22 protein-coding genes and 1 pseudogene are annotated in these 25,648 nt (G+C 63.1%); 8 read left to right on the forward strand and 15 right to left on the reverse strand.

Annotation, left to right across the window (positions count from 1 at the left end):
• Positions 1 to 105: 105 nt before the first annotated feature.
• The 6 genes from NKI73_RS29060 to NKI73_RS29085 form a co-directional block, all read right to left on the reverse strand.
• Complete coding sequence (locus tag NKI73_RS29060; RefSeq protein ID WP_352634907.1) at positions 106 to 1,533, reverse strand: gamma-aminobutyraldehyde dehydrogenase; 1,428 nt, start codon at positions 1,531 to 1,533, stop codon at positions 106 to 108.
• A gap of 105 nt (positions 1,534 to 1,638) precedes the next feature.
• Positions 1,639 to 2,454 carry an ABC transporter permease gene (locus tag NKI73_RS29065; protein WP_352634909.1) on the reverse strand — a complete coding sequence of 272 codons (816 nt, stop codon included), beginning with the start codon at positions 2,452 to 2,454 and terminating at the stop codon, positions 1,639 to 1,641.
• Complete coding sequence (locus tag NKI73_RS29070) at positions 2,444 to 3,409, reverse strand: ABC transporter permease (protein WP_352634911.1); 966 nt, start codon at positions 3,407 to 3,409, stop codon at positions 2,444 to 2,446. The genes NKI73_RS29065 and NKI73_RS29070 overlap by 11 nt, the downstream gene beginning before the upstream one ends.
• Before the next feature lie 226 nt (positions 3,410 to 3,635).
• Positions 3,636 to 4,640, reverse strand: a complete 1,005-nt coding sequence (locus NKI73_RS29075) for an ABC transporter ATP-binding protein (RefSeq protein ID WP_352634913.1) — start codon at positions 4,638 to 4,640, stop codon at positions 3,636 to 3,638.
• Between the two features lie 217 nt (positions 4,641 to 4,857).
• Positions 4,858 to 6,012, reverse strand: coding sequence for an ABC transporter substrate-binding protein (locus NKI73_RS29080; protein ID WP_352634915.1), 1,155 nt, complete (start codon positions 6,010 to 6,012; stop codon positions 4,858 to 4,860).
• A 214-nt stretch (positions 6,013 to 6,226) separates the two neighbouring features.
• Positions 6,227 to 7,072 (reverse strand): class I SAM-dependent methyltransferase, encoded by an 846-nt coding sequence (locus tag NKI73_RS29085; RefSeq protein WP_352634917.1) that lies wholly within the window; start codon positions 7,070 to 7,072, stop codon positions 6,227 to 6,229.
• Between the two features lie 75 nt (positions 7,073 to 7,147).
• Between NKI73_RS29085 and NKI73_RS29090 the strand changes: the two genes are divergently transcribed.
• Complete coding sequence (locus NKI73_RS29090; RefSeq protein WP_352634919.1) at positions 7,148 to 7,630, forward strand: helix-turn-helix domain-containing protein; 483 nt, start codon at positions 7,148 to 7,150, stop codon at positions 7,628 to 7,630.
• A gap of 6 nt (positions 7,631 to 7,636) precedes the next feature.
• Here the strand turns inward: NKI73_RS29090 and NKI73_RS29095 are convergent, their stop codons facing one another.
• The 4 genes and pseudogenes from NKI73_RS29095 to NKI73_RS29110 all read right to left on the reverse strand — a co-directional run bounded on the left by NKI73_RS29095 (position 7,637) and on the right by NKI73_RS29110 (position 9,830).
• Positions 7,637 to 8,542 (reverse strand): LysR family transcriptional regulator, encoded by a 906-nt coding sequence (locus tag NKI73_RS29095; RefSeq protein ID WP_352634921.1) that lies wholly within the window; start codon positions 8,540 to 8,542, stop codon positions 7,637 to 7,639.
• Between the two features lie 75 nt (positions 8,543 to 8,617).
• Positions 8,618 to 9,043 (reverse strand): DedA family protein, encoded by a 426-nt coding sequence (locus NKI73_RS29100; protein WP_352634923.1) that lies wholly within the window; start codon positions 9,041 to 9,043, stop codon positions 8,618 to 8,620.
• A complete protein-coding gene (locus NKI73_RS29105) occupies positions 9,006 to 9,236 on the reverse strand; it encodes a hypothetical protein (protein ID WP_352634925.1) in 231 nt (76 codons plus the stop codon). Before NKI73_RS29105 ends, NKI73_RS29100 begins: the two co-directional genes overlap by 38 nt.
• Positions 9,233 to 9,830 (reverse strand): annotated as a pseudogene (locus NKI73_RS29110) (class I SAM-dependent methyltransferase). Before NKI73_RS29110 ends, NKI73_RS29105 begins: the two are co-directional and overlap by 4 nt.
• 287 nt (positions 9,831 to 10,117) lie before the next feature.
• Between NKI73_RS29110 and NKI73_RS29120 the strand changes: the two are divergent.
• Together NKI73_RS29120 and NKI73_RS29125 are read left to right on the forward strand one after the other, a co-directional pair.
• Positions 10,118 to 10,792 carry a response regulator transcription factor gene (locus NKI73_RS29120; protein WP_352634931.1) on the forward strand — a complete coding sequence of 225 codons (675 nt, stop codon included), beginning with the start codon at positions 10,118 to 10,120 and terminating at the stop codon, positions 10,790 to 10,792.
• Positions 10,789 to 12,174 carry a sensor histidine kinase gene (locus NKI73_RS29125; protein WP_352634933.1) on the forward strand — a complete coding sequence of 462 codons (1,386 nt, stop codon included), beginning with the start codon at positions 10,789 to 10,791 and terminating at the stop codon, positions 12,172 to 12,174. Before NKI73_RS29120 ends, NKI73_RS29125 begins: the two co-directional genes overlap by 4 nt.
• A gap of 36 nt (positions 12,175 to 12,210) precedes the next feature.
• Here the strand turns inward: NKI73_RS29125 and NKI73_RS29130 are convergent, their stop codons facing one another.
• Positions 12,211 to 12,987, reverse strand: coding sequence for a DeoR/GlpR family DNA-binding transcription regulator (locus NKI73_RS29130; RefSeq protein WP_352634935.1), 777 nt, complete (start codon positions 12,985 to 12,987; stop codon positions 12,211 to 12,213).
• 403 nt (positions 12,988 to 13,390) lie between these two features.
• Between NKI73_RS29130 and NKI73_RS29135 the strand changes: the two genes are divergently transcribed.
• Together NKI73_RS29135 and NKI73_RS29140 are read left to right on the forward strand one after the other, a co-directional pair.
• Complete coding sequence (locus tag NKI73_RS29135) at positions 13,391 to 14,278, forward strand: phosphotransferase (protein ID WP_352634938.1); 888 nt, start codon at positions 13,391 to 13,393, stop codon at positions 14,276 to 14,278.
• On the forward strand, positions 14,275 to 16,728 hold the full coding sequence (locus NKI73_RS29140) for a GcvT family protein (protein WP_352634939.1): 2,454 nt from the start codon (positions 14,275 to 14,277) through the stop codon (positions 16,726 to 16,728). Before NKI73_RS29135 ends, NKI73_RS29140 begins: the two co-directional genes overlap by 4 nt.
• A gap of 61 nt (positions 16,729 to 16,789) precedes the next feature.
• Here the strand turns inward: NKI73_RS29140 and NKI73_RS29145 are convergent, their stop codons facing one another.
• Entirely contained in the window at positions 16,790 to 17,422 is a 633-nt protein-coding gene (locus NKI73_RS29145) for a class I SAM-dependent DNA methyltransferase (RefSeq protein ID WP_352634940.1), read from the reverse strand.
• 103 nt (positions 17,423 to 17,525) lie between these two features.
• Here NKI73_RS29145 and NKI73_RS29150 point away from each other — a divergent pair, with 103 nt between their 5' ends.
• Positions 17,526 to 18,428, forward strand: a complete 903-nt coding sequence (locus NKI73_RS29150; protein WP_352634942.1) for a phosphotransferase — start codon at positions 17,526 to 17,528, stop codon at positions 18,426 to 18,428.
• 7 nt (positions 18,429 to 18,435) lie between these two features.
• Here NKI73_RS29150 and NKI73_RS29155 read toward each other — a convergent pair whose 3' ends face one another.
• Positions 18,436 to 19,359, reverse strand: a complete 924-nt coding sequence (locus tag NKI73_RS29155) for a DMT family transporter (protein ID WP_352634944.1) — start codon at positions 19,357 to 19,359, stop codon at positions 18,436 to 18,438.
• Positions 19,360 to 19,594: 235 nt separating this feature from the next.
• Positions 19,595 to 20,875: an amidohydrolase family protein gene (locus tag NKI73_RS29160; protein ID WP_352634945.1), complete on the reverse strand. Its 1,281-nt coding sequence runs from the start codon at positions 20,873 to 20,875 to the stop codon at positions 19,595 to 19,597.
• Positions 20,876 to 21,044: 169 nt separating this feature from the next.
• On the opposite strand from NKI73_RS29160, the gene NKI73_RS29165 reads away from it, so the two are divergent.
• Positions 21,045 to 22,799 (forward strand): ABC transporter ATP-binding protein, encoded by a 1,755-nt coding sequence (locus NKI73_RS29165; RefSeq protein WP_352634947.1) that lies wholly within the window; start codon positions 21,045 to 21,047, stop codon positions 22,797 to 22,799.
• A gap of 169 nt (positions 22,800 to 22,968) precedes the next feature.
• On the opposite strand, the gene ilvD is transcribed toward NKI73_RS29165, so the two are convergent.
• Positions 22,969 to 24,813: a dihydroxy-acid dehydratase gene (gene ilvD, locus NKI73_RS29170; protein ID WP_352634949.1), complete on the reverse strand. Its 1,845-nt coding sequence runs from the start codon at positions 24,811 to 24,813 to the stop codon at positions 22,969 to 22,971.
• 267 nt (positions 24,814 to 25,080) lie between these two features.
• Here ilvD and NKI73_RS29175 point away from each other — a divergent pair, with 267 nt between their 5' ends.
• Entirely contained in the window at positions 25,081 to 25,551 is a 471-nt protein-coding gene (locus NKI73_RS29175) for a VOC family protein (RefSeq protein ID WP_023758244.1), read from the forward strand.
• The last annotated feature ends 97 nt before the right edge of the window (positions 25,552 to 25,648 follow it).

Consider the following 25,648-nt stretch of genomic DNA (forward strand, 5'->3'; position numbering starts at 1 on the left):
GGTCAATCCGAGCCGACCAAGAGACCGATCCTCCCTCAATCAGATGGCCTTCATATATGAATAACTTTCCCCGGACAGTCCTGCGTGAACGGGGAGAAGGGAAAGCTAGCTATGCGCAACCATCACATGGCGCACGGCGGTGTAGTCTTCCAGCGCGTAGAGCGACATGTCCTTGCCGTAGCCGGACTGCTTCAGTCCGCCATGCGGCATCTCGTTGGTGAGCATGAAATGGGTGTTGATCCAGGTGCAGCCATATTGCAGGCGCGCGGCCGTCGCCATGGCCCGCGAGACGTCCTTGGTCCATACCGATGACGCCAGGCCGTAGTCGCTGTCATTGGCCCAGCTCACAGCCTCGTCGACCTCGGAAAAACGAGTGACCGAGACGACCGGCCCGAACACTTCGCGGCGTACGATCTCGTCTTCCTGCAGCGCGCCGGCAACGACGGTCGGCTGGTAGTAGAAGCCGGAGCCCTCGCCCGGCTTGCCGCCGGTGGTGATCTCGATGTGCTTCAGTTCCGAAGCGCGCTCGACGAAGCTGGAGACGCGGTCGCGCTGGCGGCGCGAAATCAGCGGACCGATCTCGTTTTCGGTGTCGTCGGGACGGTTGTACTTGATGGTCGAGACGGCCGATGACAGATCGGCGACGAGCTTGTCGTAGATCTTCTTGCCGGCGTAGATGCGGCAGGCGGCGGTGCAGTCCTGGCCGGCATTGTAATAGCCGAAGGCGCGCAGGCCATTGACCACGGCGCCGAGGTCGGCGTCGTCGAAGACGATGACCGGCGCCTTGCCGCCGAGTTCGAGATGCGTGCGCTTGACCGACTTGGCGGCCGCCTGCAGCACCTTCTTGCCGGTGGCGACATCACCGGTGATCGAGATCATGTTGACCTTGGGGTGGTTGATCAGCGTGTTGCCGACGCTGTCGCCGCGGCCAAGCACGACGTTGACGACGCCTTTGGGCAGGATCTCGGCAAGGATTTTTGCCAACTTCAGCGCCGTCAGCGGTGTCTGCTCGGACGGCTTGAAGACGACGGTGTTACCGCCGGCGATCGCCGGCGCCAACTTCCAGGCCATCATCATCAGCGGGTAGTTCCACGGCGCGATGGAAGCGACGATGCCGATGGCGTCGCGGCGGACCATCGAGGTGTGGCCGGGAATGTATTCGCCCGCGGCCACGCCCGGCATCGAGCGAACGGCGCCGGCGAAGAAGCGATAACAATCGACGATCGCCGGGATTTCGTCATTGAGCACGGCGTTGATCGGCTTGCCGCAGTTGAGCGCCTCGAGCGTGGCGAACCCCTTGGCGTCGGCTTCGATGCGGTCGGCGATCTTCAGGAGATAGCCTGAGCGCTGGGCCGGCGTGGTGCGCGACCACAAGACGAACGCTTGTTCGGCGGCAGTGACAGCCGCCTCGATCTGTGCCTGGTTGGCCTCGGGCAGGTTGAGGATGGTCGCCCCGGTCTTGGGATTGAGGATCGGTTCCTCGGTCTCGGTACCCTTCTCGAATTTCGAGCCGATCAGCATTTGGGTGTCCATAAGGTTTCTCCCTTAACAGGAGCGAATAGCGAGTGGCGAATAGCGAGTAGGGTTTGACCGTCGATCTTCCCTATTCGCTATTGGCTACTCCCTATTCGCTGTTTTTCATTTCCCGCTTCCAGCGATCTGATCGCCGTCGTGGGTGAGGTAATAGGCGGCAAGGATCGGCAGGAGCGTCACCAGCACCACGACCATGGCGACGACATTGGTGACCGGGCGCTGGCGCGGACGGATCAGCTCTTCCAGCATCCAGATCGGCAGCGTCTGCTGCTGGCCGGCTGTGAAGGTGGTGACGATGACCTCGTCGAAGGACAGCGCGAAGGCCAGCATGCCGCCGGCAAGCAGCGCCGTGGCGATGTTGGGCAGCACGACATGGCGGAAGGTCTGAAAACCGTCGGCGCCGAGATCCATCGACGCCTCGATCATCGAACCGGAGGTGCGGCGGAAACGGGCGACGGCGTTGTTGTAGACGACCACGACGCAGAAGGTGGCGTGGCCAAGCACGATCGTCCAGAACGAGAACGGGATATCGGCAAGCGAAAAGGCCGAGCGCAGCGCGATACCGGTGATGATGCCGGGCAGCGCGATCGGCAGGATGACCAGCAGCGAGATGGTTTCGCGGCCGAAGAATTTTGTCCGCGACACCGCCGCCGAACAGAGCGTGCCAAGGATGAGCGCAATCGCTGTCGAGATGGCCGCGACCCTGACCGAAAGCGACAGCGCCTGCCAGACATCCGGCCGGTTCCAGGTGACGGCGAACCATTGCGTCGTCAGTCCGGGCGGCGGCCAGACAAAACTCTTCTCCTCGGTGGTGAAGGCATAAACGAAGATCAGCAGGATCGGCAGATGCAGGAACAGCAGCCCGCAGGCGGCGGCTATCTTTAGGCCGCGCGGAGCCGACTGGGAACCATCAGAGCGCATCGAAGGCCCCCATGCGCTTGGCGCCCCAGAGATAGAAGCCCATGATGACGATCGGCACCACGGTGAAGGCGGCGGCGAGCGGGATGTTGCCGGCGGTGCCTTGCTGCGAATAGACCGCCTGGCCGACGAACAGGCGCGACGTGCCGATGATCTGCGGGATGATGTAGTCCCCCAGCGTCAGCGAGAAGGTGAAGATCGAACCGGCGACGATGCCCGGCAGCGCCAGCGGGAACAGCACGTTGCGGAAGGTCTGTCCGGGCGAAGCCCCCAAATCGGACGAGGCCTCGACCAGATTGCCGGGGACGCGCTCAAGTGCGGCCTGCACGGGCAGGATCATGAACGGCAGCCAGACATAGACGAAGACGATGAAGGTGCCGGTGAACGACACCGACAGCGAATTGCCGCCGACGACCGGCAGCGACAGCCAGGCGTCGAGCACCCACAACAGGTGCAGCTTGGCGAGCAGCCAGGTGAGGATGCCTTCCTTGGCCAGGATCAGCTTCCAGGCGTAGATCTTGACCAGATAGCTCGACCACAGCGGCAGCATGATGCCGAGGTAGAACAGCGCCTTCCAGCGGCCGCGCGCATAGCGCGCCGCGTAGTAGGCGATCGGGAAGGCTATGACCGCAGAGGCCAGCGTGACCAGAGCCGCCATGGTCACCGTGCGCAGGATGATGTCGAGATTGGCGGCCTGGAACAGGTCGCCGTAGGTCTTCAAGGTGAATTCGCGGTTGATGAGGCCGGAAAACTCGTCGATGGAGAAAAAGCTCTGCGCCAGCAGCGCGAACAGCGAGCCGATATAGACGATGCCGAGCCACAGCACGGGCGGCAGCAGCATGAGCAGCAGCAGGACCTTCGGCTTGCGCCAGAAGAGGTCCGACAGGGCGCCGCGCAAGCCGCCGCTGCCCGGCAGGATGGCGGGGGTGGGATTTGGGTTGAGCGCGGCGATTGTCATGACGCGGCTGCCGTGCTGATTGGATCAATGGCCGCAAGGCCGCGATCCTTCACACCCCCCTCTGTCCTGCCGGACATCTCCCCCGCAAGGGGGGAGATTGGCTGTCCCCACAGGCTTCGCCAGCTTCCAACACTGCAAAACTGGTGAGGCAGACAAGCTGCTGATCTCCCCCCTTGCGGGGGAGATGTCCGGCAGGACAGAGGGGGGCGCTTCGCGCAAGCCTTCGTCATGCCGGCTCATCCATCAGGTGCAGATGCTCGCGGTTGAAGGTGAGCACGACCGTCTCGCCTTCCCCCGGCAAGGCCGTGCCGGCCGGCACGATGGCGTGCAACCGCAGCCCGTCGGCGTCGAGCGCCAGCTTCGTCGTGGCACCGAGATAATTGGTCGAGACGAGGCGTGCGGACACGCCTTCGCCAACCCCGCTGGCCGCGCGCCCGACACGAATGGATTCAGGGCGCAGACTGCCCCAGCGATGCTGACCGGAGTAACGCTGGACGAAGTCCGGCGGCAGCACGTTTGAGGAGCCGACGAAATCGGCAACAAAACGCGTCTTCGGCCGCTGGTAGATATCCTCCGGCGTGCCGATCTGCATGATCTTGCCATCGTTGAAGACGGCGACGCGATCGGCCATCGACAGTGCTTCGCCCTGGTCGTGGGTGACGAAGACGAAGGTGATGCCGAGCGCCTTCTGCAGCGACTTCAGTTCCTCCTGCATGTTCTCGCGCAATTTGAGGTCGAGCGCGCCGAGCGGCTCGTCGAGCAGCAGCACCTTGGGCTGGTTGACCAGCGCGCGGGCGAGCGCGACGCGCTGGCGCTGGCCGCCGGAAAGCTGGCCCGGACGGCGCGCGCCATAGCCGGGCAGCCGGACCAGCGACAACGCCTCTTCCGCCGCCTTGTGCCGCTGAGCCTTGCCGGCGCCCTTGACCATCAGCCCGTAGGCGACGTTGTCGAGCACGTTCAGATGCGGGAACAGCGCATAGTCCTGGAACACGGTGTTGACGTTGCGGCGATAGGGCGGAACGCCCTCGGCGCGTTCGCCGAAGATCGAGAGCGAACCCGATGTCGGCTGCTCGAAACCGGCAATGAGGCGCAGGCATGTGGTCTTGCCGGAGCCGGACGGCCCAAGCATAGCGAAGAATTCGCCCGGCGCGATGTCGAGATCGACCGCGTCAACGGCGCGAACGCTGCCGAAATGGCGCGAGGCTTTCTGGAAGGAAACGGCTGATGTCATGGTGCTGTCAGTCTGTTGCCGATTTTAGTTCTGTCGATCACCTCGCCTGCAAATCCTGGCAGGGGATGCGAATTCGCGCGCCACTACACCTCCCCTCGATGGGGGAGGTCGCAGCAAAGGCCACGGTGGGGGGCGGCCTCATAGGCAAAATCGTGTCTGGGCGAACCCCCACCCCGACGCTGCGCGTCGACCCTCCCACAAGGGGAGGGAAGGGCGCTTAACGACCGCCGATGACGCCGATATAGTCCGACACCCAGCGGTAGTAGGGCACGCACTGGTCGTTCTGGGTGGCGCATTTCGACACTGGGGTCTTCCAGAACTTGATCTTGCCGAAATTGTCGTAGCCGTTGGTCTTGCAGCCTTCGTCGGTCAAAAGCTCATTGCCCTTACAGGCGGCTGGCACGACGGGCAGCGAACCAAACCAGGCCGAGACATCGCCCTGCACCTTGGGCGACAGCGAATGTTCCATCCACATATAGGCGCAGTTGGGATTGGCCGAGTCGGCTTCCATCATCGTGGTGTCGGCCCAACCGGTTGCGCCCTCCTCCGGAATGGTCGAAGCGACCGGCTTCTTGGCGGCAACCAGCGTATTGACCTGATACGGCCACGAACCGGAAGCGACGACGCCTTCGTTCTGGAAATCGTCGACCTGGATAGCGGCGTCATGCCAATAGCGGCCGACCAGGGTGCGCTGGACGCGCAGCAGGTCGAGCGCTGCCTTGTACTGGTCCTCGTTCAGTTCATAGGGATCCTTGATGCCGAGTTCCGGCTTGTGGAACATCAGATAGTTGGCGGCATCCGCGATGTGGATCGGCCCGTCATAGGCCTGCACGCGCCCCTTGTTGGACTTGCCGTCCGGCAGCTTCATTTCCTCGAAGACGATGTTCCAGCTCTTGGGAGCCTCCTTGAACACGTCGGTGTTGTACATCAGGACATTGGGACCCCACTGGTAGGGAACGCCGTAGTGGGCGCCGCCGACGGTGAACCACGGCGCGTCCTTGAGGCGCTCGTCGACCGTCTTCCAGCTCGGGATGAGATCGGTGTTGATCGGCTGTACGCGCTTGCCGGCAACGAGGCGCAGCGAGGCATCGCCTGAAGCGGTGACGAGGTCGAAACCACCCTCATTCATCAGCGAGACCATTTCATCTGACGTGTTGGCGGTCTTGACGTTGACCTTGCAGCCGGTCTCCTTCTCGAAGGAGCTCACCCAGTCATAGCCCTTGTCGGTTTCGCCGCGCTCGATGTAGCCCGGCCAGGCCACGATGTTGACCTGGCCTTCGCCCTTGCCCAGTTCCTTGACCTGGGCGACGGCCTGACCGGAAAAGGTCAGCGCGACCGTCAGAGCAGTGCATGACTTCAGGAATGAATTCATTGTCGATCTCCCATTTAGGCGCCTGACTGCGAAGGCCGGTTTTCGGTCTTCGCCAGGAAGTCACGCGCAAACTGAAAAAGTCAGTCCGTTGGACTTGATGCCGCTCTGAATGGCGGCTTGATCCCTGGAATCGGAAAGTGCTTGGAAAATTCCGGTTTCGCAAATTCATTTATCAGAAGGGTGATATCGGTTTTTCCGATAGCCAGACGCCCCTTCAAGCCAGCGCCGTCACCAGCCAGCAGGCCGCATTGAAGCGAGCCTCACCGTCCTCCACGAAAGGCGCGAACGCAGCAGGCAACACCGTAGTGATTTTTTCGGCCGTTGCCCGGTCAACCTCGCGCAGCGCGGCGCCGACCGACCCTAGCCGGGTGACATACGTCATCAGATCGTCTTGGGCGATCTGACACAGGACGTCCGCCTGTTCGACTTCGATCGATGCCCAGCCGCTCGCGTCAAGGATCCGCTTCACCTTGGCGCCGTCGGCAAAGGCAAACTGCCCCGGCGCATCGGGGTCTTGCGCGGGTGCGGGCGGCAGGAAAGGCGCAGCCGCTCGCGCAGCGGTCGTCATGAAATCATTCTCGACCGGACTGCGCCAAGCAACAAAGGCGAGTTTGCCACCGCGCCTTGCGGCCCGTCTTATGTTGGTGAACGCGGCCACGGGATCATCGAAGAACATGACACCAAAGCGCGAGACAACAGCGTCGAAGTGCCCGGATTCGAATGCATATGCCTGGGCATCGCCCACTTCAAAACTTGCGTTTGCTACCAATTCCCGCCGCATGCGCTCCGTCGCCAGGGCGACAAGCGGCTGCGAGATATCAAGCCCAACACAACGTCCGTCCTTGCCCACGAGGCGCGCCATCGCCAGAGTTGTAGCGCCGGCGCCGCAGCCGATGTCCAGGACATTGCCCCCTTCCCCGGGATAGCCGGCATCGACTACCAGCCGCTCGAACGGCGCCAGTACCTCGTCGAGGATCGGCTGCATCTCGACCCAGGCCTTTCCGCTGACATCATTCCAGAGCGCGGCTTGCCGTGTGTTTGGCTGCGCGGATTGTGGCATAACGGACCTCACTTTCTGTTGCTCTCACCGCTCGTCGCGAGCACTCTACGAGTTCAAGCCGACTTGAGGTCAAGCATGAAAGATATGGATATTGCCGAAGTGTCACGCCGCACCGGCGTGCCCGCCTCGACACTTCGCTACTACGACGAGAAGGGCCTCATTGCCTCGATCGGCCGTCGCGGCCAGCGCCGCTTGTTCGACCCGGCCGTCCTGGAACGGCTCGCCTTGATCGCGCTTGGACGCGCCGGAGGATTTGCACTGGACGAGATTTCCGCGATGCTGACGCCCGACGGCCTGCCGAAAATGGATCGAAGGCGCCTTGATGCCAAGGCGAACGAACTTGACCAAACCATCCAGCGCCTGACCGCGATCCGAGAGGCTTTGCGTCACGCCGCCCGATGTCCGGCAGCCCGGCCGATGGAGTGTCCGACGTTCCGCCGCGCCGTCAGGCTTGCCGGCGCCGGCCGCTTCGAGGTTGCTCCAATCGGGCCGTTCAAGGCGGAGGCGGTTTCTGTCTCAAGGCGCGAGCGCAAGACTGGCGACGTCAACTTGGAGTAGGCCACACTAGCGGCGGACCGTCCGTTGCGATTGGGCAAGGCCGATGAAATCGCGCGCAGCCTGCGGCAGGCCGGAGCCGCGCCGCCAGACCATGCCGACCTGGACCACCGGCAAGGAGCCGGAAATATCGCGCGACTCGATGCGGTCGCCTTCCAGCGACCAGGGCCGGTAGACGAGATCGGGCAGCAGCGCCACGCCAGCGCCGGTGGCGACGAGACTGCGCACGGCTTCTACGGAACGTGTACGGAAGGCGACATGCGGCTTGGCGCCAATTGCCGTCAGCAGCTTGCCGGTGTTTTCCTCGATCTCGTCGACGGTCAACATAATCAGCGTTTCGGAGGCAATGTCGCCGATGCTGATGATGTCAGCGCTGGCGAGCGGATGACCGAGCGGCAGCCACAGCCGATAGGCCGAGACTTCGAGGATTTCCGACTGCAGCGCGGTGCGGTCGCGCAAATTGGAGGTGACCATGACGGCAATGTCGAGCTTGCCGCCGATCAAGAGATGTTCGAGATAATCGCCATTGTCCTCGATGGCCGAGACCTCGACGCCGGGATAGGCACGGCGATAACGGGCAAGCAGATCCGACAGCACATAACCGGCGACCAGCGAGGTGACGCCGAGCTGCAGTCGTCCGCCCACTGCCGCCTGTTCGTCTGAGAAAGAGCGGCGCGCGTCGGAAACATCGGCGAGGATCTTTGTCGCATGGCGCAGGAACTGGTGGCCCTTGTGGGTGATGTTGAGGCCGCGCGGATGGCGTTCGAACAGTTCGACGCCAAGATCGCTTTCGAGTTCCTTGATCGCTTCGGTGACCGACGATTGCGAGATGGAGAGGTTCTGCGCGGCACCCGACACCGTGCCTTGCTCGGCCACGGCGATGAAGAACTGCAACTGGCGGATGGTGAAAGCCATGGCCGGACTAAACACCGGCGTGGAAGCGAAGGAAAGCCGACGGCAGAGCTTATCCAATGACCGGAGAGATGGCGCTCAGCCGAGCACCAGCTTGATGCGCCGCCGGCATGCGGGGCCATAGCGAAGCGCGAGCATGAATGCCGTCTCCAGAGCCACGACAATGACAATGATGCGCAGGCCCACCGTGAAGGAATCCTGGCCACTGCCGCGCAGCAGGTAGCCGGTCAAGAGAAAGCCCGCGTTCCAGAGCGTGGCGCCGAGTAGCGTTACGGCAGCAAAGGGCCAAACAGGAAGACAGAGCGCGCCGGCGGCGATCGGCAGGTAATTGCGCACCGTCGGGATGAACTGCGCCAGCAACGAGACCCGGACATGATGGCGCCGATAGGCCTGGCCGAGCCTGCAGTAGGTCACATGACGCAGAAAGACATATTTGCCGAAACGGTCGACCAGCCTGTCGGCACGGTCAAATCCAACCCGGCGGCCGACCGCATACCCAGACAAGGCAGCCACTGGTGGAGGCAAGCGTCGTCACCATCAGCACGATCGCCAGCGTCAAACCATCCGGCGCCGCCGTCATGCCGAGGAACAGCAGCAGCACATGCGACGGCGGCACGGGCAGGATCTTTTCGGTGAAGGCGAGGCAGAAAACGCCCAACAGGCCAAAGCCCAGAATAGTCGCCAGCGGCCCCGTCATGCGAAGCGCCAGTCATAGGTGCCGAGCGTCTTGATCCTGGCGATGCGATAGACGGTCGCCGGCGGGAAATTGCGGAAGGTGCGGCCGACCCGTGTCGCTTCCAGATCCAGCCGGTCGAGCAGCGTCTGGTCGAACGGGCATCGTCCACCAAGCGTGAACTGATAGAGCGCGCCGCCTGGACGAAGGTTTGCGAAAACGCCTTCAAGTATGGCGAGCGTCTTGCGCGGGGAAATCAGGAGGAAGGGCAGGCCACTGACGGCGGCGCCGACCAACGGCCTAGGGAATAGCGAAAGGTGGCGCAGACCGACGGCATCCATTTCGAACACCCGGGCGGCGGGAAAGCGCCGCTTGAGCAGCGCGGCAAAGTCCAGATCGGATTCGATCACGTCAGATCCTCTTCGTTTACGCCCCGCGCCAGCAACGCCCGGGTGAACGGGCCGGTTCCAGGACCAAGTTCCAGCACAGGCCGGTGTCGGGACCGATGTCGCGCGTCATCAGCGCCGCCAGGCTGGAGCTGGACGGCGTGACGGAGCCGATCCTGAACGGCGCGGCGGTCCAGGCCATGAGAAAAGACAGAGCATCATTTGCAGACATAGCTAACCTCAATCCGGACAGCAGCGCGACAATCAGTTTGGTGCGGCCATTTGATTTCGTTTCAGCGTCGGACCCAAACCTGTTGCATATTCGGGCCCGACGCCTTGATGCCGGCATGGCGGTTCGTGCCGACCGGTGCTGTTTGCGGCGACTGGATTGCATAGACATTGCGCAAGGTGGCAGATGCAAAGAAAGGACTTGTCGCCGCCGGCCGCCAGGATTTGCCATGCTTGCGCAATGTTGGCGCTGTAGCGCCCCCAGCAGTGGCCTTCGTGAGAGGATGATGGATGCGTATCTTGCTGGTCGAAGACGAGCCCGAAATGGTCTCGGCCTTGCGCGCAGCCCTGAAGCGCCATGACATGGTCGTCGATCACGCGGGCTCGCTGCTCGAGGCGGAAGGCTTCGTTGCCACCGACAGCTACGACGCCATACTGCTCGACCGCCAGTTGCCGGATGGCGACGGGCTGTCGCTGGTGCCCAGAATGCGTTCGGCGAAAAACACCACGCCCGTGCTGATGCTGACGGCGAAGGGGGATACGCCGGACAAGGTCGACGGGCTGGATATGGGCGCGGACGATTATCTAGCAAAGCCATTCGCTTTCGAGGAATTGCTGGCCCGGTTGCGCGCGCTGCTCAGGCGCCCGGTACCGATGCAGTCGCAATTCATCCGCGCCGGCCATTTGGTGCTCGATGTCGGGCATCGCGAGGTGTCGATCCGTGGCGAGCCACTCAGCCTGCCGCGCCGCGAACTCCTGGTGCTGGAAACGCTGATGCGGCGGACCGGCCGCATGGTGCAGCGCGAGGCGCTGATGGAAGCGGTGTTCGGCCTCGACGATGAGATCCAGTCCAACGCACTCGACACCCACGTCTCGCGCCTGCGCCGCAAGCTCGCCGACGCCGATGGCGGGGTGACGATCAACGGCATTCGCGGCGTCGGCTATCTCTTGCGCGAGACGACATGACCATCAAGCGCCCGCGTTCGCTGAAATGGAGCCTGGTGCTGCGCATCGCATTGCTGCAATGCGCGATGCTGACACTGATCATCGTCGGCATTGTTGGCGCCATGCTGGCAACCGGGCTTATTCCACACGACTATGAGGACGGCACGATGGACATACTGGCGGATGCGGTGGCACGCGATATCGGCGGCAAGCTTGTCCTCAACGAGACGCCGGACATGGCAAAGCTGCGATCTGGAGTTCCGGACCTCTGGTTCATCATTCGCGACAAGCAAGGGCAGCGGCTGCGGGAAGGAACGGTGCCGACCATCTTCCAGCCCTTTGTCGGACTGCTGGACACCATCAGCGATGCCCGTATCGACCAGGCAATCGGGCAAGCCGCGCCGCCCGGGGGAAAGATACGCTGGACCGACACGGCGGCCGGCAATGTCCAGATCTTCACCGGGACCAAGGGCGGCCTTTCGCTCATGCGCCTGCTTCAGCAGGCGCCGCAATTTTTCCTGCAAGGGATATTGCCGCTGGCCGGGCTGATGGCACTGGCCACGCTGTTCGCCACGCCCTGGGTGGTGCGCGGCGCGCTTTCGGGCCTTGGCCATGCGGCCGCCGAGGCCGAACGCATCGACATCGACCAGCGCGGCGCGCAACTGCCGCTGAAGGACGTGCCGACGGAAGTGACGCCGCTGGTGAAGGCGGTGAATGCCGCGCTATCGCGCCTCGACAAGGGCTATGAGCGCCACAAACGCTTCCTGACCGACGCCGCACACGAACTCCGCACGCCGGTCGCCATCCTCAACACGCGTCTCGCCTCGCTGCCGGCGACACCGGAACGGGCGCGGCTGCTGCAGGACGCAGCCCGGCTTTCGACGCTGACCGACCAGTTGCTCGACCTGCAGCGCCTCGACCGGCAGACGACGCCGTTCGAGAGGATCGACCTTGTGGCGATCGCGCGCGGCGTCATCGTCGACCTGGCGCCGATGGCGTTCTCGGCCGGATACGAGATGTCGTTCGAACCGGAAAGAGAAACAATTTTCGCCACCGGCGACAGAACGGCAATCGAACGCGCCGTGACCAATCTCGTCCAGAACGCCATCGAGCATGGCGGCTGTTCGGGCAAGATCACTATCGGCGTCACCGCCCCTGCCATCATCGAAGTGCGGGATGAAGGCGGCGGCGTGCCTCCGGCCGAGCGGGAGCGTATCTTCGAACCCTTCTACCGGCTGCGCCCGCAGGATCACGGCGCGGGGCTCGGCCTCAACCTGGTGCAGGAGATCATGCAACTGCATGGCGGGCGCATCGAGATGCTCGACGGCGAGCCGAGCGGCGCCTGCTTCCGGATGAGCTTTCGCGCTTTGCCTGTAGAGACATTCCCGCAAGCCACCATGTGAGTGTAGGCGCGTTTGATATCAATCGCTGGTGTTCGGCTAAAACCCGGCTTCCCCGCCGGCGATGCTGAGCCGCGCACCGGCCTGCGCAAGGGCGGCGGCTATATCGCGCGGCGGTGACCGGTCGCTGGCAAGTTCGGAAAAACTGTCGAAGCCGCAGACCTGGACCAGGCCCTGGCGGCCGAACTTCGAGTGATCGGTGATGACAAGTGAACGCTGGCCGCGCGACAGCACCATGCGGGCGAATTCGGCCTCTTCCAGGTCATAGTCCATGACGCCCATCACCGCATCGATGGCACCGGTGGAGATGATGGCGTGGCTGACCGAGAAGCGGCTGACGAAGTCGATGGCCGAGGCGCCGAAGGCAGCGCCGGAATCGCTGCGCAATTCGCCACCGGCCATATAGACCTTGTTGCCGTTGATGGTGGCCAGCGTGCGGGCGATATCCGACGAATTGGTGACGACCGTCAGGCGCCGGTGGCCCAGCAGCTCTCGGGCAAGGAACGAGGTCGTCGTGCCGGTGTCGAGCATGATCGATTCGCCGTCGCGAATGGTGGCGGCGACCATGCGGGCAATGACGCGCTTGGCGTCGGCATTCTCACGCATGCGCCGTTCGAACGGCGCTTCGCCGACCATCGACGGCAGGCCGATGGCGCCATGCATCTTGAGGACCGAGCCGTCGCCGGTGAGCGGTTTGACGTCGCGGCGCACGGTCTCGAGCGACACGCCCAGCCGGTCGGCCAGACTGGCGATGGTGACGGTGCCTTCTTCCTGCAGGAGCCGCAGGATTTCGCCATGGCGTTTGGATTGGGCCATTTGGTTCCCCGAACTGAGAATTTGACCGATTTTAGGGTAATTCAAGCGCTTTTAAAGGAGCTATCTTATGGTTTCGGGCAAAACACCCAAAAAAGGTCACATCTTTTTCTTGACAACCGGGCAACCCTGGCGTGAAATCGAGACAGGGTTCGGAGCTGCAACGGGAGGATGATGGCAGAGCCGCAACTCACGCATCAGGCCGTTTGGAACGTGCCGGGCGCAAGGAATTTTCAGATCCGCGGGGGCGGATGCCGGGCTCAAAAACCTGGCCAAGGGGCTCGTCGGTGCGGTGCGGGATACCGATCCTGGCATCCCGCACCGACGAGATTTTTGCGTTTCTCTCCACCGTCGTTGCGCTGTCTATGGCACCCTATCGAACCCCCAGCAAACCAGGGATGATTCTGTGACTGCCGAAGAACGCATCCGCGCCCTGCCCTGCTGGACCGGCGGCATCGAAATCGCACCATTGCCTGGCGGTCTGAGCAACGCCAACTATGTGGTCGCGGACGCGACCGGCAAACATGTCGTTCGCTTCGGCAAGGACTATCCGTTCCACCATGTCTTTCGCGAGCGCGAGGTGATGACGGCGCGGGCGGCCCATGCCGCCGGTTTCGCGCCGGCAGTCCTCCATGCCGAACCGGGCATCCTGGTCACGGAGTTTCTTGGCGCCAAAACCTATCAGGCGGAAGATGTGCGCGCCAACCTTGGCCGTGTCGCTGCCTTGATGCGCGCCTTCCACCGGGAGATGCCCAATCACGTCTCCGGGGCCGGCTTCATGTTCTGGGTGTTCCATGTCATCCGAGACTATGCGCGCACGCTTGAAGAAGGCGGCAGCCGCAAACGCAGCGACCTGCCGCGCCTGCTGACGCTGGCCGACGAGCTGGAGCGCGCGCAGAAACTGCTGCCGATCGTCTTTGGCCACAATGACCTGTTGCCGGCCAACATTCTCGACGACGGCAACAGGCTGTGGCTGATCGACTTCGAATATGCCGGCTTCAACACGGCGATGTTCGACCTCGCCGGCGTGGCCTCCAACGCCGGCATGAGCGACGAGGAATCCTTCGCCTTCCTGACCGCCTATTTCATGAAGGAACCGGATGAGGCGATCCGCCGCTCGCACGCGGCCATGCAATGCGCCTCGCTGCTGCGCGAGGCGATGTGGAGCATGGTGTCCGAGCTGTATCTCGACGCGCCCGGCATCGACTACGTCGCCTACACCGAGGAAAACCTGACGCGGCTCGAAGGCGCGCTGGAAAACTACAGAACGAAGTACGGGACACAGAAATCATGACATTGCCTAGCCAGGCCGCGATCGTCGTCATCGGCGGCGGCATCATCGGCTGTTCGACGGCCTATCATCTGGCGCGCGACCACAAGGCCGACGTGGTGCTGCTCGAGCAGGGCAAGCTGACCTCGGGCTCGACCTGGCATGCCGCCGGCCTCGTCGGGCAGCTGCGCTCATCGGCTTCGATCACCCGCGTGCTGAAATACTCCGTCGACCTCTATAAGGGACTGGAAGCCGAGACCGGCCTTGCTACCGGCTGGAAGATGACCGGGTGCCTCAGGCTCGCCACCAATGCAAACCGCTGGACCGAGTACAAAAGGCTGGCGACGACGGCGAAAAGCTTCGGCATGGACATGCAGTTGCTGTCGCCGGCGGAGGTCAAGGCCATGTGGCCGCTCATGGAAACCGGCGATCTTGTCGGAGCCTCCTGGCTGCCGACCGATGGCCAGGCGAGCCCTTCCGACATCACGCAGTCGCTGGCCAAGGGCGCGCGCATGCATGGCGCGAAATTGTTCGAGGATGTCCGCGTCACCGGTTTCGAGATGAAGGACGGCCGCATCACGGCGGTGAAGACCAGCAAGGGCGACATCGCCTGCGACAAGGTGGTCAACTGCGCCGGGCAATGGGCGCGGCAGGTCGGCGGGATGGCCGGCATCAACGTGCCGCTGCAGCCGGTGAAGCATCAGTACATCATCACCGAGAAGATCGATGGGCTGGCGACCGACGCGCCGACCATCCGCGACCCGGACCGGCGCACCTATTTCAAGGAAGAGGTCGGCGGGCTGGTGATGGGCGGCTATGAGCCGAACCCGCAGGCCTGGGCGACTGATCTCCCCGGAGGCGATGTGCCTGACGATTGGGAGTTCCGGCTGTTCGACGACGACTACGACCATTTCGAACAGCACATGATGCAAGCGATCGCGCGGGTGCCGGCGCTGGAAACCGTCGGCGTCAAGCAGATGATCAACGGGCCGGAGAGCTTTACGCCGGACGGCAATTTCATCCTCGGCACAGCGCCCGAATGCGCCAACATGTTCGTCGGCGCCGGCTTCAACGCCTTCGGCATCGCCTCGGGTGGCGGCGCCGGCTGGGTGTTGGCGCAGTGGGTGGTCGATGGCGAAGCGCCGCTCGACCTGTGGGTGGTCGACATCAGGCGCTTTTCCAACCTGCACCGTGATCGCCAATGGGTACGCGAGCGCACGCTGGAGGCCTATGGCAAGCATTATACGATCGGTTTTCCGCACGAGGAGTACACCAGCGGGCGGCCGCGCATCGTCTCGCCGCTTTACGACAGGCTGAAGCAGCAGCGCGCCGTGTTCGGCTCGAAGCTCGGCTGGGAACGGCCGAACTGGTTCGCCCCAGAAGGCGTCGAGGCGCAGGACATCTATTCGATGGGCCGGCAGAACTGGTTCGCGACGGTCGGCGGCGAACACCGGCATGTGCGCGAAAAGGTCGGCATCTTCGATCAATCGTCCTTTGCCAAATATGAGCTGAGCGGGCCCGACGCGCTGAAGGCGCTGGACTGGATCTGCGCCAACGACGTCAACAAGCCGGTCGGCCGGCTGACCTACACGCAGCTTCTCAACACACGCGGCGGCATCGAGGCGGATCTGACGGTGGCGCGGCTGGCCGAGGAGAAGTTCTACATCGTCACCGGCACAGGCTTCCGTACGCATGATGCCTCATGGATCAGCGATCACATCAGCCAAGGCCTCGATGCCACGCTTGTCGACGTCACGGAGGACTTCGGCACGCTGTCGCTGATGGGTCCCCGGGCGCGCGACGTTCTTTCGGCGGTGACCGAAGCCGAGGTGTCGAATGCGAGCTTCCTGTTCGGCCATGTGCGCGAAATCGCTGTCGCCGGTCACACGGTTCGGGCGCTGCGCGTCACCTATGTCGGCGAGCTCGGCTGGGAACTGCATGTGCCGATCGCGGCCACCGGCGAAGTCTTCGACGCGCTGATGGCGGCAGGCAAGACGCATGACATCCGCCCGGTCGGCTACAGAGCGCTCGAATCGCTGCGGTTGGAAAAAGGCTATCGCGCCTGGGGCTCCGACATCACGCCCAATGACACGCCACAAGAAGCCGGGCTCGGCTGGGCGGTCAAGCTGCGCAAGAACACCGACTTCATTGGGCGGCGAGCGCTCGAGACGGCCAGCGGCGCGGCACTAAAGAAACGCTTTGCCGGCTTCACGGTCGATGACCCCGAGATCGTGTTGCTCGGACGCGAGACCATCCTGCGCAATGGCGAGTTGGTCGGCTATCTCACCAGCGGTGGCTACGGCTACACGCTGGGCAAGAACATCGGCTACGGCTATGTGCGCAACGCCGATGGCGTCAGCGACGATTTTCTCACCTCGGGCGACTACGAACTGGTGGTCGCGATGGAACGAACACCGGCCAAGATCCATCTCGAGCCGATGTACGATCCGACAGCCGCCAAGGTCAAAGCGTAGAGTTCTTTAATAGGACGCAATTCCGGACGGAAAACCGCTTCACACTTTTCCTGGAATTGCTTTAGTTCACGCGCAAAGCGAGACCGCGGCTCGGCACGGTGTCGGCCTCGCCCGGCATGGAGATGTAAGGCCTCGTTTCCTCGACGCGGCTGACGAGGCCTTGCGCTTCGAGCTCGGCGATGCGCGCGGCGAAGCCCGCTTTCCACAGCGTGTTCTTGACGGTCAGCACGATCACTCCGCCCGGTCGGCAGATGCGGATCAACTCGTCCAACCCCTCGACGCCGACATGGCCGGAGGTGAAGACGCCGGCCGAGATGATCCCGGCATAGGCCCCGTCGGCAAAGGGCAGATGACCGCCGAGAGCCAGGCAATGGAGCGCCGAATAGACGCCTTTGCGCGCCGCCTGAGTCAGCATGCCTTCAGAAATGTCGAGCGCCTCGACCTCGGGATAGCCAGCAATGTTCAACCATTCGCCGATCAGCCCGGTGCCGGCGCCGGCATCGAGCAGCGGGGCTGAACCGCGCGGCAGATGGCGCGCTAGCAGCGCAAGGCAGATCGTTGGATGGCGATAGCCGGCGGCCGACATGTCGGCGTCATAGGTCTGCGACCAGCTGTTATAGAGTGCTGCGACCTCCTCCGGGCGCTTGGCCGCATAGACGGCGCCAAGTGCACCATGATGTTTGCTGTCCGCCACTTTTGTCCTGTCCACCATTCCTTGGGTCTCACATCGGATGATAGCCAAAGCACGAAAATTGTGGAACCGTCGCTGCGACAAATAACAGCGTGGGGGCGCAGGCATGGTGACAGACGAAGTGCGCGCGACATTGGCCGCCATTCCCATGCTGGTCGGCTACACCGGGCCACTCGAACGGCTTGGCGGTCTCACCAATCTGGTATTCAGGGCCGGCGACTTCTGCCTGCGTATTCCCGGCAAAGGCACCGAAGAATACATCAACCGGGCCAATGAAGCTGTGGCGGCGCGCGAAGCGGCAAAGGCAGGGGTCAGCCCTGAGGTGCTGCATGTCGACCCCGCCACCGGAATCATGGTGACGCGCTTCATCGCCGGCGCCGAGACGATGTCGCCGGAAAAATTCAAGCTTCGGCCGGGCAGTCCCGCGCGGGCCGGCGAGGCTTTTCGCAAGCTGCACAATTCAGGCGCGGTGTTTCCCTTCCGCTTCGAATTGTTTGCGATGATCGACGATTATCTCAAGGTGCTGTCGACCAAGGATGTCGCCCTGCCCGCCGGCTACCATGACGTGGTGCACGAGGCCGAGACTGTGCGATCGGCGCTCGCCACCCATCCGCTGCCCATCGTCGCCTGCCACTGCGATCCGCTGTGCGAGAACTTCCTCGACACGGGCGAGCGGATGTGGATCGTCGACTGGGAATATTCGGGCATGAACGACCCGCTCTGGGACCTTGGCGACCTCAGCGTGGAAGGCAAATTCGACGCCGCGCAGGACGAAGAGATGATGCGCGCCTATTTCGGCGGCGAGGCGAGGCCGGCCGAGCGCGGCCGCATCGTCATCTACAAGGCGATGTGCGATTTGTTGTGGACGCAGTGGGGACTGATCCAACTCGCCAACAACAATCCGGTCGATGATTTCCGCGCCTATGCCGACGGTCGGTTTGTCCGCTGCAAGGCGCTTATGGAGACGTCGGAGTTTTCACGGCATCTGGCGATTATACGTCAGGGCTGAGCCTGGACTAATTGACGCCCTTCGGCACGTTTTCGGGCGGCACCGTGGTCTCGACCAGTTTCTGGCGGTGGAAGATGAACAAGCCGGCCAGCACGACGATGCCCGAGCCGATCAGGATGCGCGGGCCCGGAACGTCACCGAAGAACACCAGCCCGAACACAACCGCCCACAGGAGCAGCGTGTAGTGCAGCGGCGCCAGCGTCGAGGCCGGCGCCAGCTTGAGCGCCCTGGTGATCATCAGATGTGCGCCGCAGGAGACAATGCCGAGCAGCAGCATGGCGCCGAAATCGAGTGCTGACGGCGTCTGCCAGGCGCCGATGGTCAGCACACCGCCGACCAGCAGCGTGCCGATGGTCTGCCAAGTCACCAGATTGGTGTCGCTGGTGCCGCGCAAGCGGCGGTTGAGGATGATGGCGAAAGCGAAGGCGACGCTGCCTGCGAGCGCGAAGCCCGATGACAGCGAGAACGCCGCCGAGGACGGTTTCAGCATGATCAGCACGCCGCAGAAGCCGAGCAGGATAGCCATCCAGCGGCGCCAGCCGACCTTTTCGCCAAGCAAGAGGTGCGAGAGTGCCGCGACATAGATCGGCCCGGCCATGTAGAAACTCATCACATCGGCAAGCGGCAGATAGACGACGGCGGCATAGAAGAGCGCGGTGTCGAGCGTGGTCATCACCACGCGCAGCAGCTGCAGCTCCAGGCGCTCCATGCGAAACAGCTTGGCCGTGCCCTGATGGGCGATCATCGGGCCAAGCACGAAGAAGGCGCCGATGGACCGGATCAGCACAACCTGGCCGACGGAGAAGCTGGCGACCAGCCACTTGCCCATGGCGTCGTTCAGCGCAAACAGGAAGTCGCCGGCCAGCATCAGCAGAATGCCGGCCAAAAGCACGTTCCTGACTGTGGAATTCTGCGCCACGGGCTGCGTCATGCCGATCCCGAATCCTCCCTGCGTAAGCCGCGTCGTAGACGGAAGCGGCGGCTTTGACGAGGAGAAATCCGGAAATCGGCAAGGCCAGAGCCGGGAATCGGCTGTATCTAGGAGCAATTCCAGGAAAAGTGTGAAACGGTTTTCCCGGGAAAAGCGCATAGCGCTTTCCCTTGGGAATTGCGTCAAAACAAAGAGCTAGCAGTGGTTCGCCGTTTCCGCGAAACGGTGACCCACCCTAGCCGGATATGTGCCGCCGGTTCACCAGTGCCGGCCGTCCAACGATCGAAAGCCTGGTCTCCTGCTTCGTCCGCTCCGCCACCACCTTGCCCCTGGCGATGACACACAGGCGTTCGGCGCGCAGGCGCAGGGCCTCGACCGGATTGCCGGCGTCGAGGACGACAAGGCTGGCGCGCTTGCCGACCGCCAGGCCGAGATGGTTGAGCCCCATGATCGATGCGTTGACGTTGGTGACCATGTCGAAGCAGCGCGCCATGTCGGCCGGGCTCGACATCTGGGCAACGTGCAGCCCCATGAAGGCGACATCGAGCATGTCGGCGGTGCCCAGCGAATACCAGGGATCGAGCACGCAATCCTGGCCCCAGCCGACGCGGATGCCGAGCGCCTGCATTTCCTTGACCCGGGTCATACCGCGGCGCTTCGGGAAGGTGTCATGGCGGCCCTGCAGCATGATGTTGATCAGCGGGTTGGGGATGGCCGAGACACCGGCTTCGGCGATGAGCGGCAGCAGCTTCGAGACGTAGTAATTGTCCATCGAATGCATCGAGGTGAGATGCGAGCCGGCCACCTTGCCCTGCAGGCCAAGGCGCTGCGTCTCATAGGCAAGCTGTTCGATATGACGCGACAGCGGGTCGTCGGTCTCGTCGCAATGCAGGTCGACCATCAGGCCGCGCCTGGCCGCGATCTCGCACAGCTCCGTTACCGAGCGCGTGCCGTCGGCCATGGTGCGCTCGAAATGCGGGATGCCGCCGACAATATCGACGCCCAGGTCCAGCGCGCGGATGGTGTTTTCACGTGCTGTCGGCGAGCGGTAAAACCCGTCCTGCGGGAAAGCCACCAGTTGCAGATCGATGTAGGGGGCGACCGTCTTCTTGACCTCGAGCAGCGCCTCGACCGCCAGCAGGCGGTCATCGCAGACATCGACATGGGTGCGGATGGCGAGCAGGCCCATCGACACCGCCCAGTCGCAGTATGCCAATGCGCGGTCGCGCACCGCCTCATGCGTCAGAAGCGGCTTCAACTCGCCCCACAGTGAAATGCCTTCGAGCAGCGTGCCCGACGCATTGATTCGCGGAATGCCGTAGGAGAGCGTTGCGTCCATGTGGAAATGCGGATCGACGAAGGGCGCAGAGACCAGATTGCCACGGGCGTCGATCGTCGCGTCGGTGGCGACGTCGAGCTTCGGCTCGATCGCCGCGATGGTCTCACCGGTGATGCCGATGTCGGCAACCCTGCCATCGGGCAGTGTGCCGCCGCGAACGATAAGGTCGAAATCCATCTGTCGTCATCCCGTCAAAAGAATCATCTGATGTAGCCGAGGCTGAAAATCGCATCCCGTCGATGCCGCTTGCAACAGCGGTTTGTCCGCAGCGGCAGCGGATGGTTCCATCCGGCCGCAACTCCCTCTATAAGCCGCCTTCGTTGTCGCGGTTTCAAGGACCAGCCGTTTGTTTCGTTTCTTCCGCTCGACGGAGAACCAGCGCCTCGTCGCGAGGCTGCTTCGGGAATCCTTCCGCCAGCATATGTTTGGCTACGGCGCCGCCATCCTGTCGATGCTGGTGGTGGCCGGCATGACGGCTGCCAGCGCATGGATCCTGCGCGAAATTACCAATGAATTCGTGATCGACAAAAGGATCGATCGCGTCAACATGATTGCCCTGGCGGTCGCAGCGATCTTCATCGTCAAGGGCATCGCCAATTTCGTCCAGGCCTATTTCATGAGCCGGGTGGGCAACGCCATCATCGCCGAACGGCAGCGCAAGATCTACGATCGCGTCCTGGCGCAAGGCATTGAGTTCTATCATTCGACCTCGTCATCCGACCTGATCACCCGCATGACCAACAATGCGCAGGCGGCGCGCAACGTGCTCGACCTCATCGTCACGTCCTATGTGCGGGATCTGGTGACGTTGGTTGCCTTGGTGCTGGTCATGATCGTGCAGCAGCCGGCGTTGTCCCTGATCTGCTTCATCGTCGGCCCCCTGGCCATCTATGGGGTCAACCGCATCCTGAAGCGCGTTCGCAAGTTCGCAGCGCTGGAGTTTCGCTCGGTCGGCCAGATCGTGCAGGTGATGCAGGAAACCGCGATCGGCGTGCGCGTGGTCAAGTCCTTCAACCTCGAAGGCATGATGCGCAAGCGCATGTTCAAGGCGGTGTCGGATGTCGAGAACCGGGCCAACAACATCGCCACGCTGGAAGCGATCACCAGTCCGGTGATGGAGACGCTCGCCGGGCTGGCAATCGCCGGCGCCGTCCTGGTCAGTGGCCTTCTGGTGCTGCAGGGCGGCCAGACACCTGGCGGCATCATGGCTTTCATCGCGGCGCTGCTGCTCGCCTATGAACCGGCAAAGCGCCTTGCGCGCGTGCGCATCTCACTGGAAAGCGGCATCGTCGGTGTGCGCATGATGTTCCAGCTGGCCGACGAGCCGCTGACGCTGGCCGAGAAGCCGGATGCGAAGCCGCTTCTGGCCGGACCGGGCGAGATCAGGTTCGACGCCGTCAGCTTCGCCTATCAGAATGGCCCTCCGGTGCTGGACCGGTTCGACATGACGCTTGCGCCCGGCAAGATGACGGCACTGGTCGGGCCTTCCGGCGGCGGCAAGTCGACCATTCTGAACCTGATCATGCGCATGTACGACCCGCAGAGCGGCAAGGTGCTGTTCGATGGCCAAGACATCTCCCATGCGACGCTCGCGTCGCTGCGGGAAAAGATCGCCTATGTCAGCCAGGACACGTTCCTGTTTGCCGGCACGATCATGCACAACATCCGGCTTGGGCGCGAGGGCGCGACCGACGAAGAGGTGATCGCTGCCGCCAGGGCGGCCAACGCGCATGAGTTCATCAGCGCGCAGGCGAAAGGCTACCACACCGAGGTGGGCGAAAACGGCGCGCTGCTGTCCGGCGGCCAGCGCCAGCGCATCTCGATCGCACGCGCCATGCTGCGCAATGCCGAAATCCTGCTCCTGGACGAGGCGACCAGCGCGCTCGACGCCGAATCGGAAGCGCTTTTCCGCGATGCGCTGCAGCAGCTGACCGAAGGGCGCACGACGATCGTCATTGCGCATCGCCTGTCGACCGTGCACCAGGCCGACACAATCGTGGTGCTCGAAGCCGGCAAGGTGGTGGAAAGCGGTCCGCACAAGACCTTACTCAAACAGGGCGGGCTCTATCAGAAGCTTTATGAGTACCAACTGATGCCGTAGCACACTCTTCCCTTCTCCCCTTGTGGGAGAAGGTGGATCGGCGCGTTAGCGCCGAGACGGATGAGGGGTGTTCCAGCGGAGTGAGGCGTTGGCGTTCCCTGGAACACCCCTCATCCGACCTCGCTTCGCGAGGCCACCTTCTCCCACAAGGGGAGAAGGAAGAACCGCACTACTCCGGCACGAACCTCACCGCGCCCTTGGCCGCGCTGGTGGCCATGGCGGCATAGGCGCGCAAGGCGGTGGTCACCTTGCGCTTGCGCTTTTCTTCAGGCTTCCAGGCCAAGGCGCCCTTTGCCTCCATCGCAGCGCGGCGGGCAGCGATTTCAGCGTCGCTGACAGCAAGGCGGATGCTGCGGTTCGGGATGTCGATCTCGATCGTATCGCCTTCCTGCACCAAGCCGATCAGCCCGCCTTCGGCGGCTTCCGGCGACGCGTGGCCGATCGACAGGCCCGAAGTACCGCCGGAGAAGCGGCCATCGGTGACCAGCGCACAGGCCTTGCCGAGGCCCTTCGACTTCAGATAGCTGGTCGGATAGAGCATTTCCTGCATGCCGGGGCCGCCGCGCGGTCCCTCATAGCGGATGACGACGACATCGCCGGCCTTGATCTCGTTGGACAGGATCGCCTTGACGCTCGAATCCTGGCTTTCGAAGACGCGCGCCGGGCCGGTGAACTTCAGGATCGATTCGTCGACGCCGGCCGTCTTCACGATGCAGCCGTCGAGCGCCAGATTGCCTTTCAGCACGGCAAGGCCGCCATCCCTGGAAAAGGGATGTTCTGCCGAGCGAATGACCCCCTTCTCGCGGTCGAGATCGAGTTCGTCCCAGCGGCGATCCTGGCTGAAGGCGACCTGCGTCGGCACGCCGCCGGGGGCGGCGAGGAAGAAATCGCGCACACTCTGGCTGGTCGAGCGTGAAACATCCCAATGGTCGAGCGCTTCGCCGAGCGTTGACGTGTGAACGGTCGGCAGGTCGCGGTTGATCAAGCCGGCATTGTCGAGCTGGCCGAGGATCGCCATGATGCCGCCGGCGCGGTGGACGTCTTCCATGTGGACGTCGGACTTGGCGGGAGCCACCTTGCACAGCACCGGCACCTTGCGCGACAGCGCGTCGATGTCATCCTGATCGAAGTCGATCTCACCCTCATGCGCGGCGGCGAGGATGTGCAGCACGGTGTTGGTCGAGCCGCCCATGGCGATATCGAGCGTCATGGCGTTCTCGAAGGCGCCTTTTGAGGCGATGTTGCGCGGCAGAGCGGTCTCATCATCCTGCTCGTAGTAGCGCTGGGCGAGATCGACGATCAGATGGCCGGCCTCGACGAACAGACGCTTGCGGTCGGCATGCGTGGCCAGCGTCGAGCCGTTGCCCGGCAACGACAGGCCAAGCGCTTCGGTCAAACAATTCATCGAATTGGCGGTGAACATGCCCGAGCAGGAGCCGCAGGTCGGGCAGGCTGAGCGCTCGATGACCTTGACGTCCTCATCGGAGATCTTGTCGTCGGCCGCTGCGACCATGGCGTCGACCAGGTCGAGCGCCTGCGTCTTGCCGGCTAGCACCACCTTGCCGGCTTCCATCGGCCCGCCGGAAACGAAGACGGTCGGAATGTTGAGGCGCAACGAGGCCATCAGCATGCCGGGCGTGATCTTGTCGCAATTGGAGATGCAGACCATGGCATCGGCGCAATGCGCATTGACCATGTATTCGACGGAATCGGCGATCAGCTCGCGCGACGGCAGCGAATAGAGCATGCCGTCATGGCCCATGGCGATGCCGTCATCGACGGCGATGGTGTTGAACTCCTTGGCGACGCCGCCGGCCTTCTCGATCTCGCGCGCGACCAACTGGCCGAGATCCTTCAGATGGACATGACCCGGCACGAACTGGGTGAAGGAGTTGACCACCGCGATGATCGGCTTGCCGAAATCGCTGTCCTTCATGCCTGTGGCGCGCCACAGACCACGGGCGCCGGCCATGTTGCGGCCATGGGTAGTGGTGCGGGAGCGATAGGCAGGCATGTTTTTTCCTTGGTGGCTGGCCGCAGCCCAGGAATGGCGCGGCAGAGCTGAATTCGGACCGCAGGCGTTATAGACGCGCAAACATGGTCTGGCCACAATTTTGCAATGCGCCAGATTCCCTGCAAAAATCAGATCTTCCAAAAAAATTGCACCCCGTTGTCGGATTGCGTGCCGCACGGCCGTCCTTGGGCAAACGGCAAGATATGCACCATTCCCGGAGTCAGCCGTTTCGCCGTAACCGCAACCAAAACACCCGAGGAGCACGACATGCAAAAGATCACCACCTGCCTGTGGTTCGATGGCCAGGCCGAAGAGGCCATGAATTTCTACGTCTCCATCTTCAAGAATTCGAAGGTGCTGAGCGTGATGCGTTGGCCCGAAGGCCACGCCGATGAAGGCAAGGTGTTGGTGACCACGTTCGAACTCGACGGCGTGCAGTTCCAGGCGCTCAACGGTGGACCGCAGTTCAAGCACACCGAAGCGATGTCGCAGTCGATCGACTGCAAGACGCAGGAAGAGGTAGATTACTTCTGGGACAAGCTCATCGAAGGTGGCGGCCAACCGTCGCAATGCAGCTGGCTGAAGGATAAATTCGGCGTCTCCTGGCAGGTTGTGCCGGAGCAGCTACCGCACCTGCTTCTGGATCCGGACCGGGCCAAGGCCGGCCGCGTGATGTCAGCGATGATGCAGATGAGCAAGATTGACGTCGCCAAGATCGAGGAAGCGGCGAAAGGGTGAGAAGCGGTCCGCGTAGCGGACGGAAAGCCAATTGCTTCGAACGCCTGGAGCTGCAACGGGCGGGGAACGTTGGAGTCTATTAGACCCAGGTCGACGC

The sequence above is a fragment of the Mesorhizobium sp. M0496 genome (genome assembly GCF_040321205.1).
Taxonomy (GTDB): Bacteria; Pseudomonadota; Alphaproteobacteria; order Rhizobiales; family Rhizobiaceae; genus Mesorhizobium.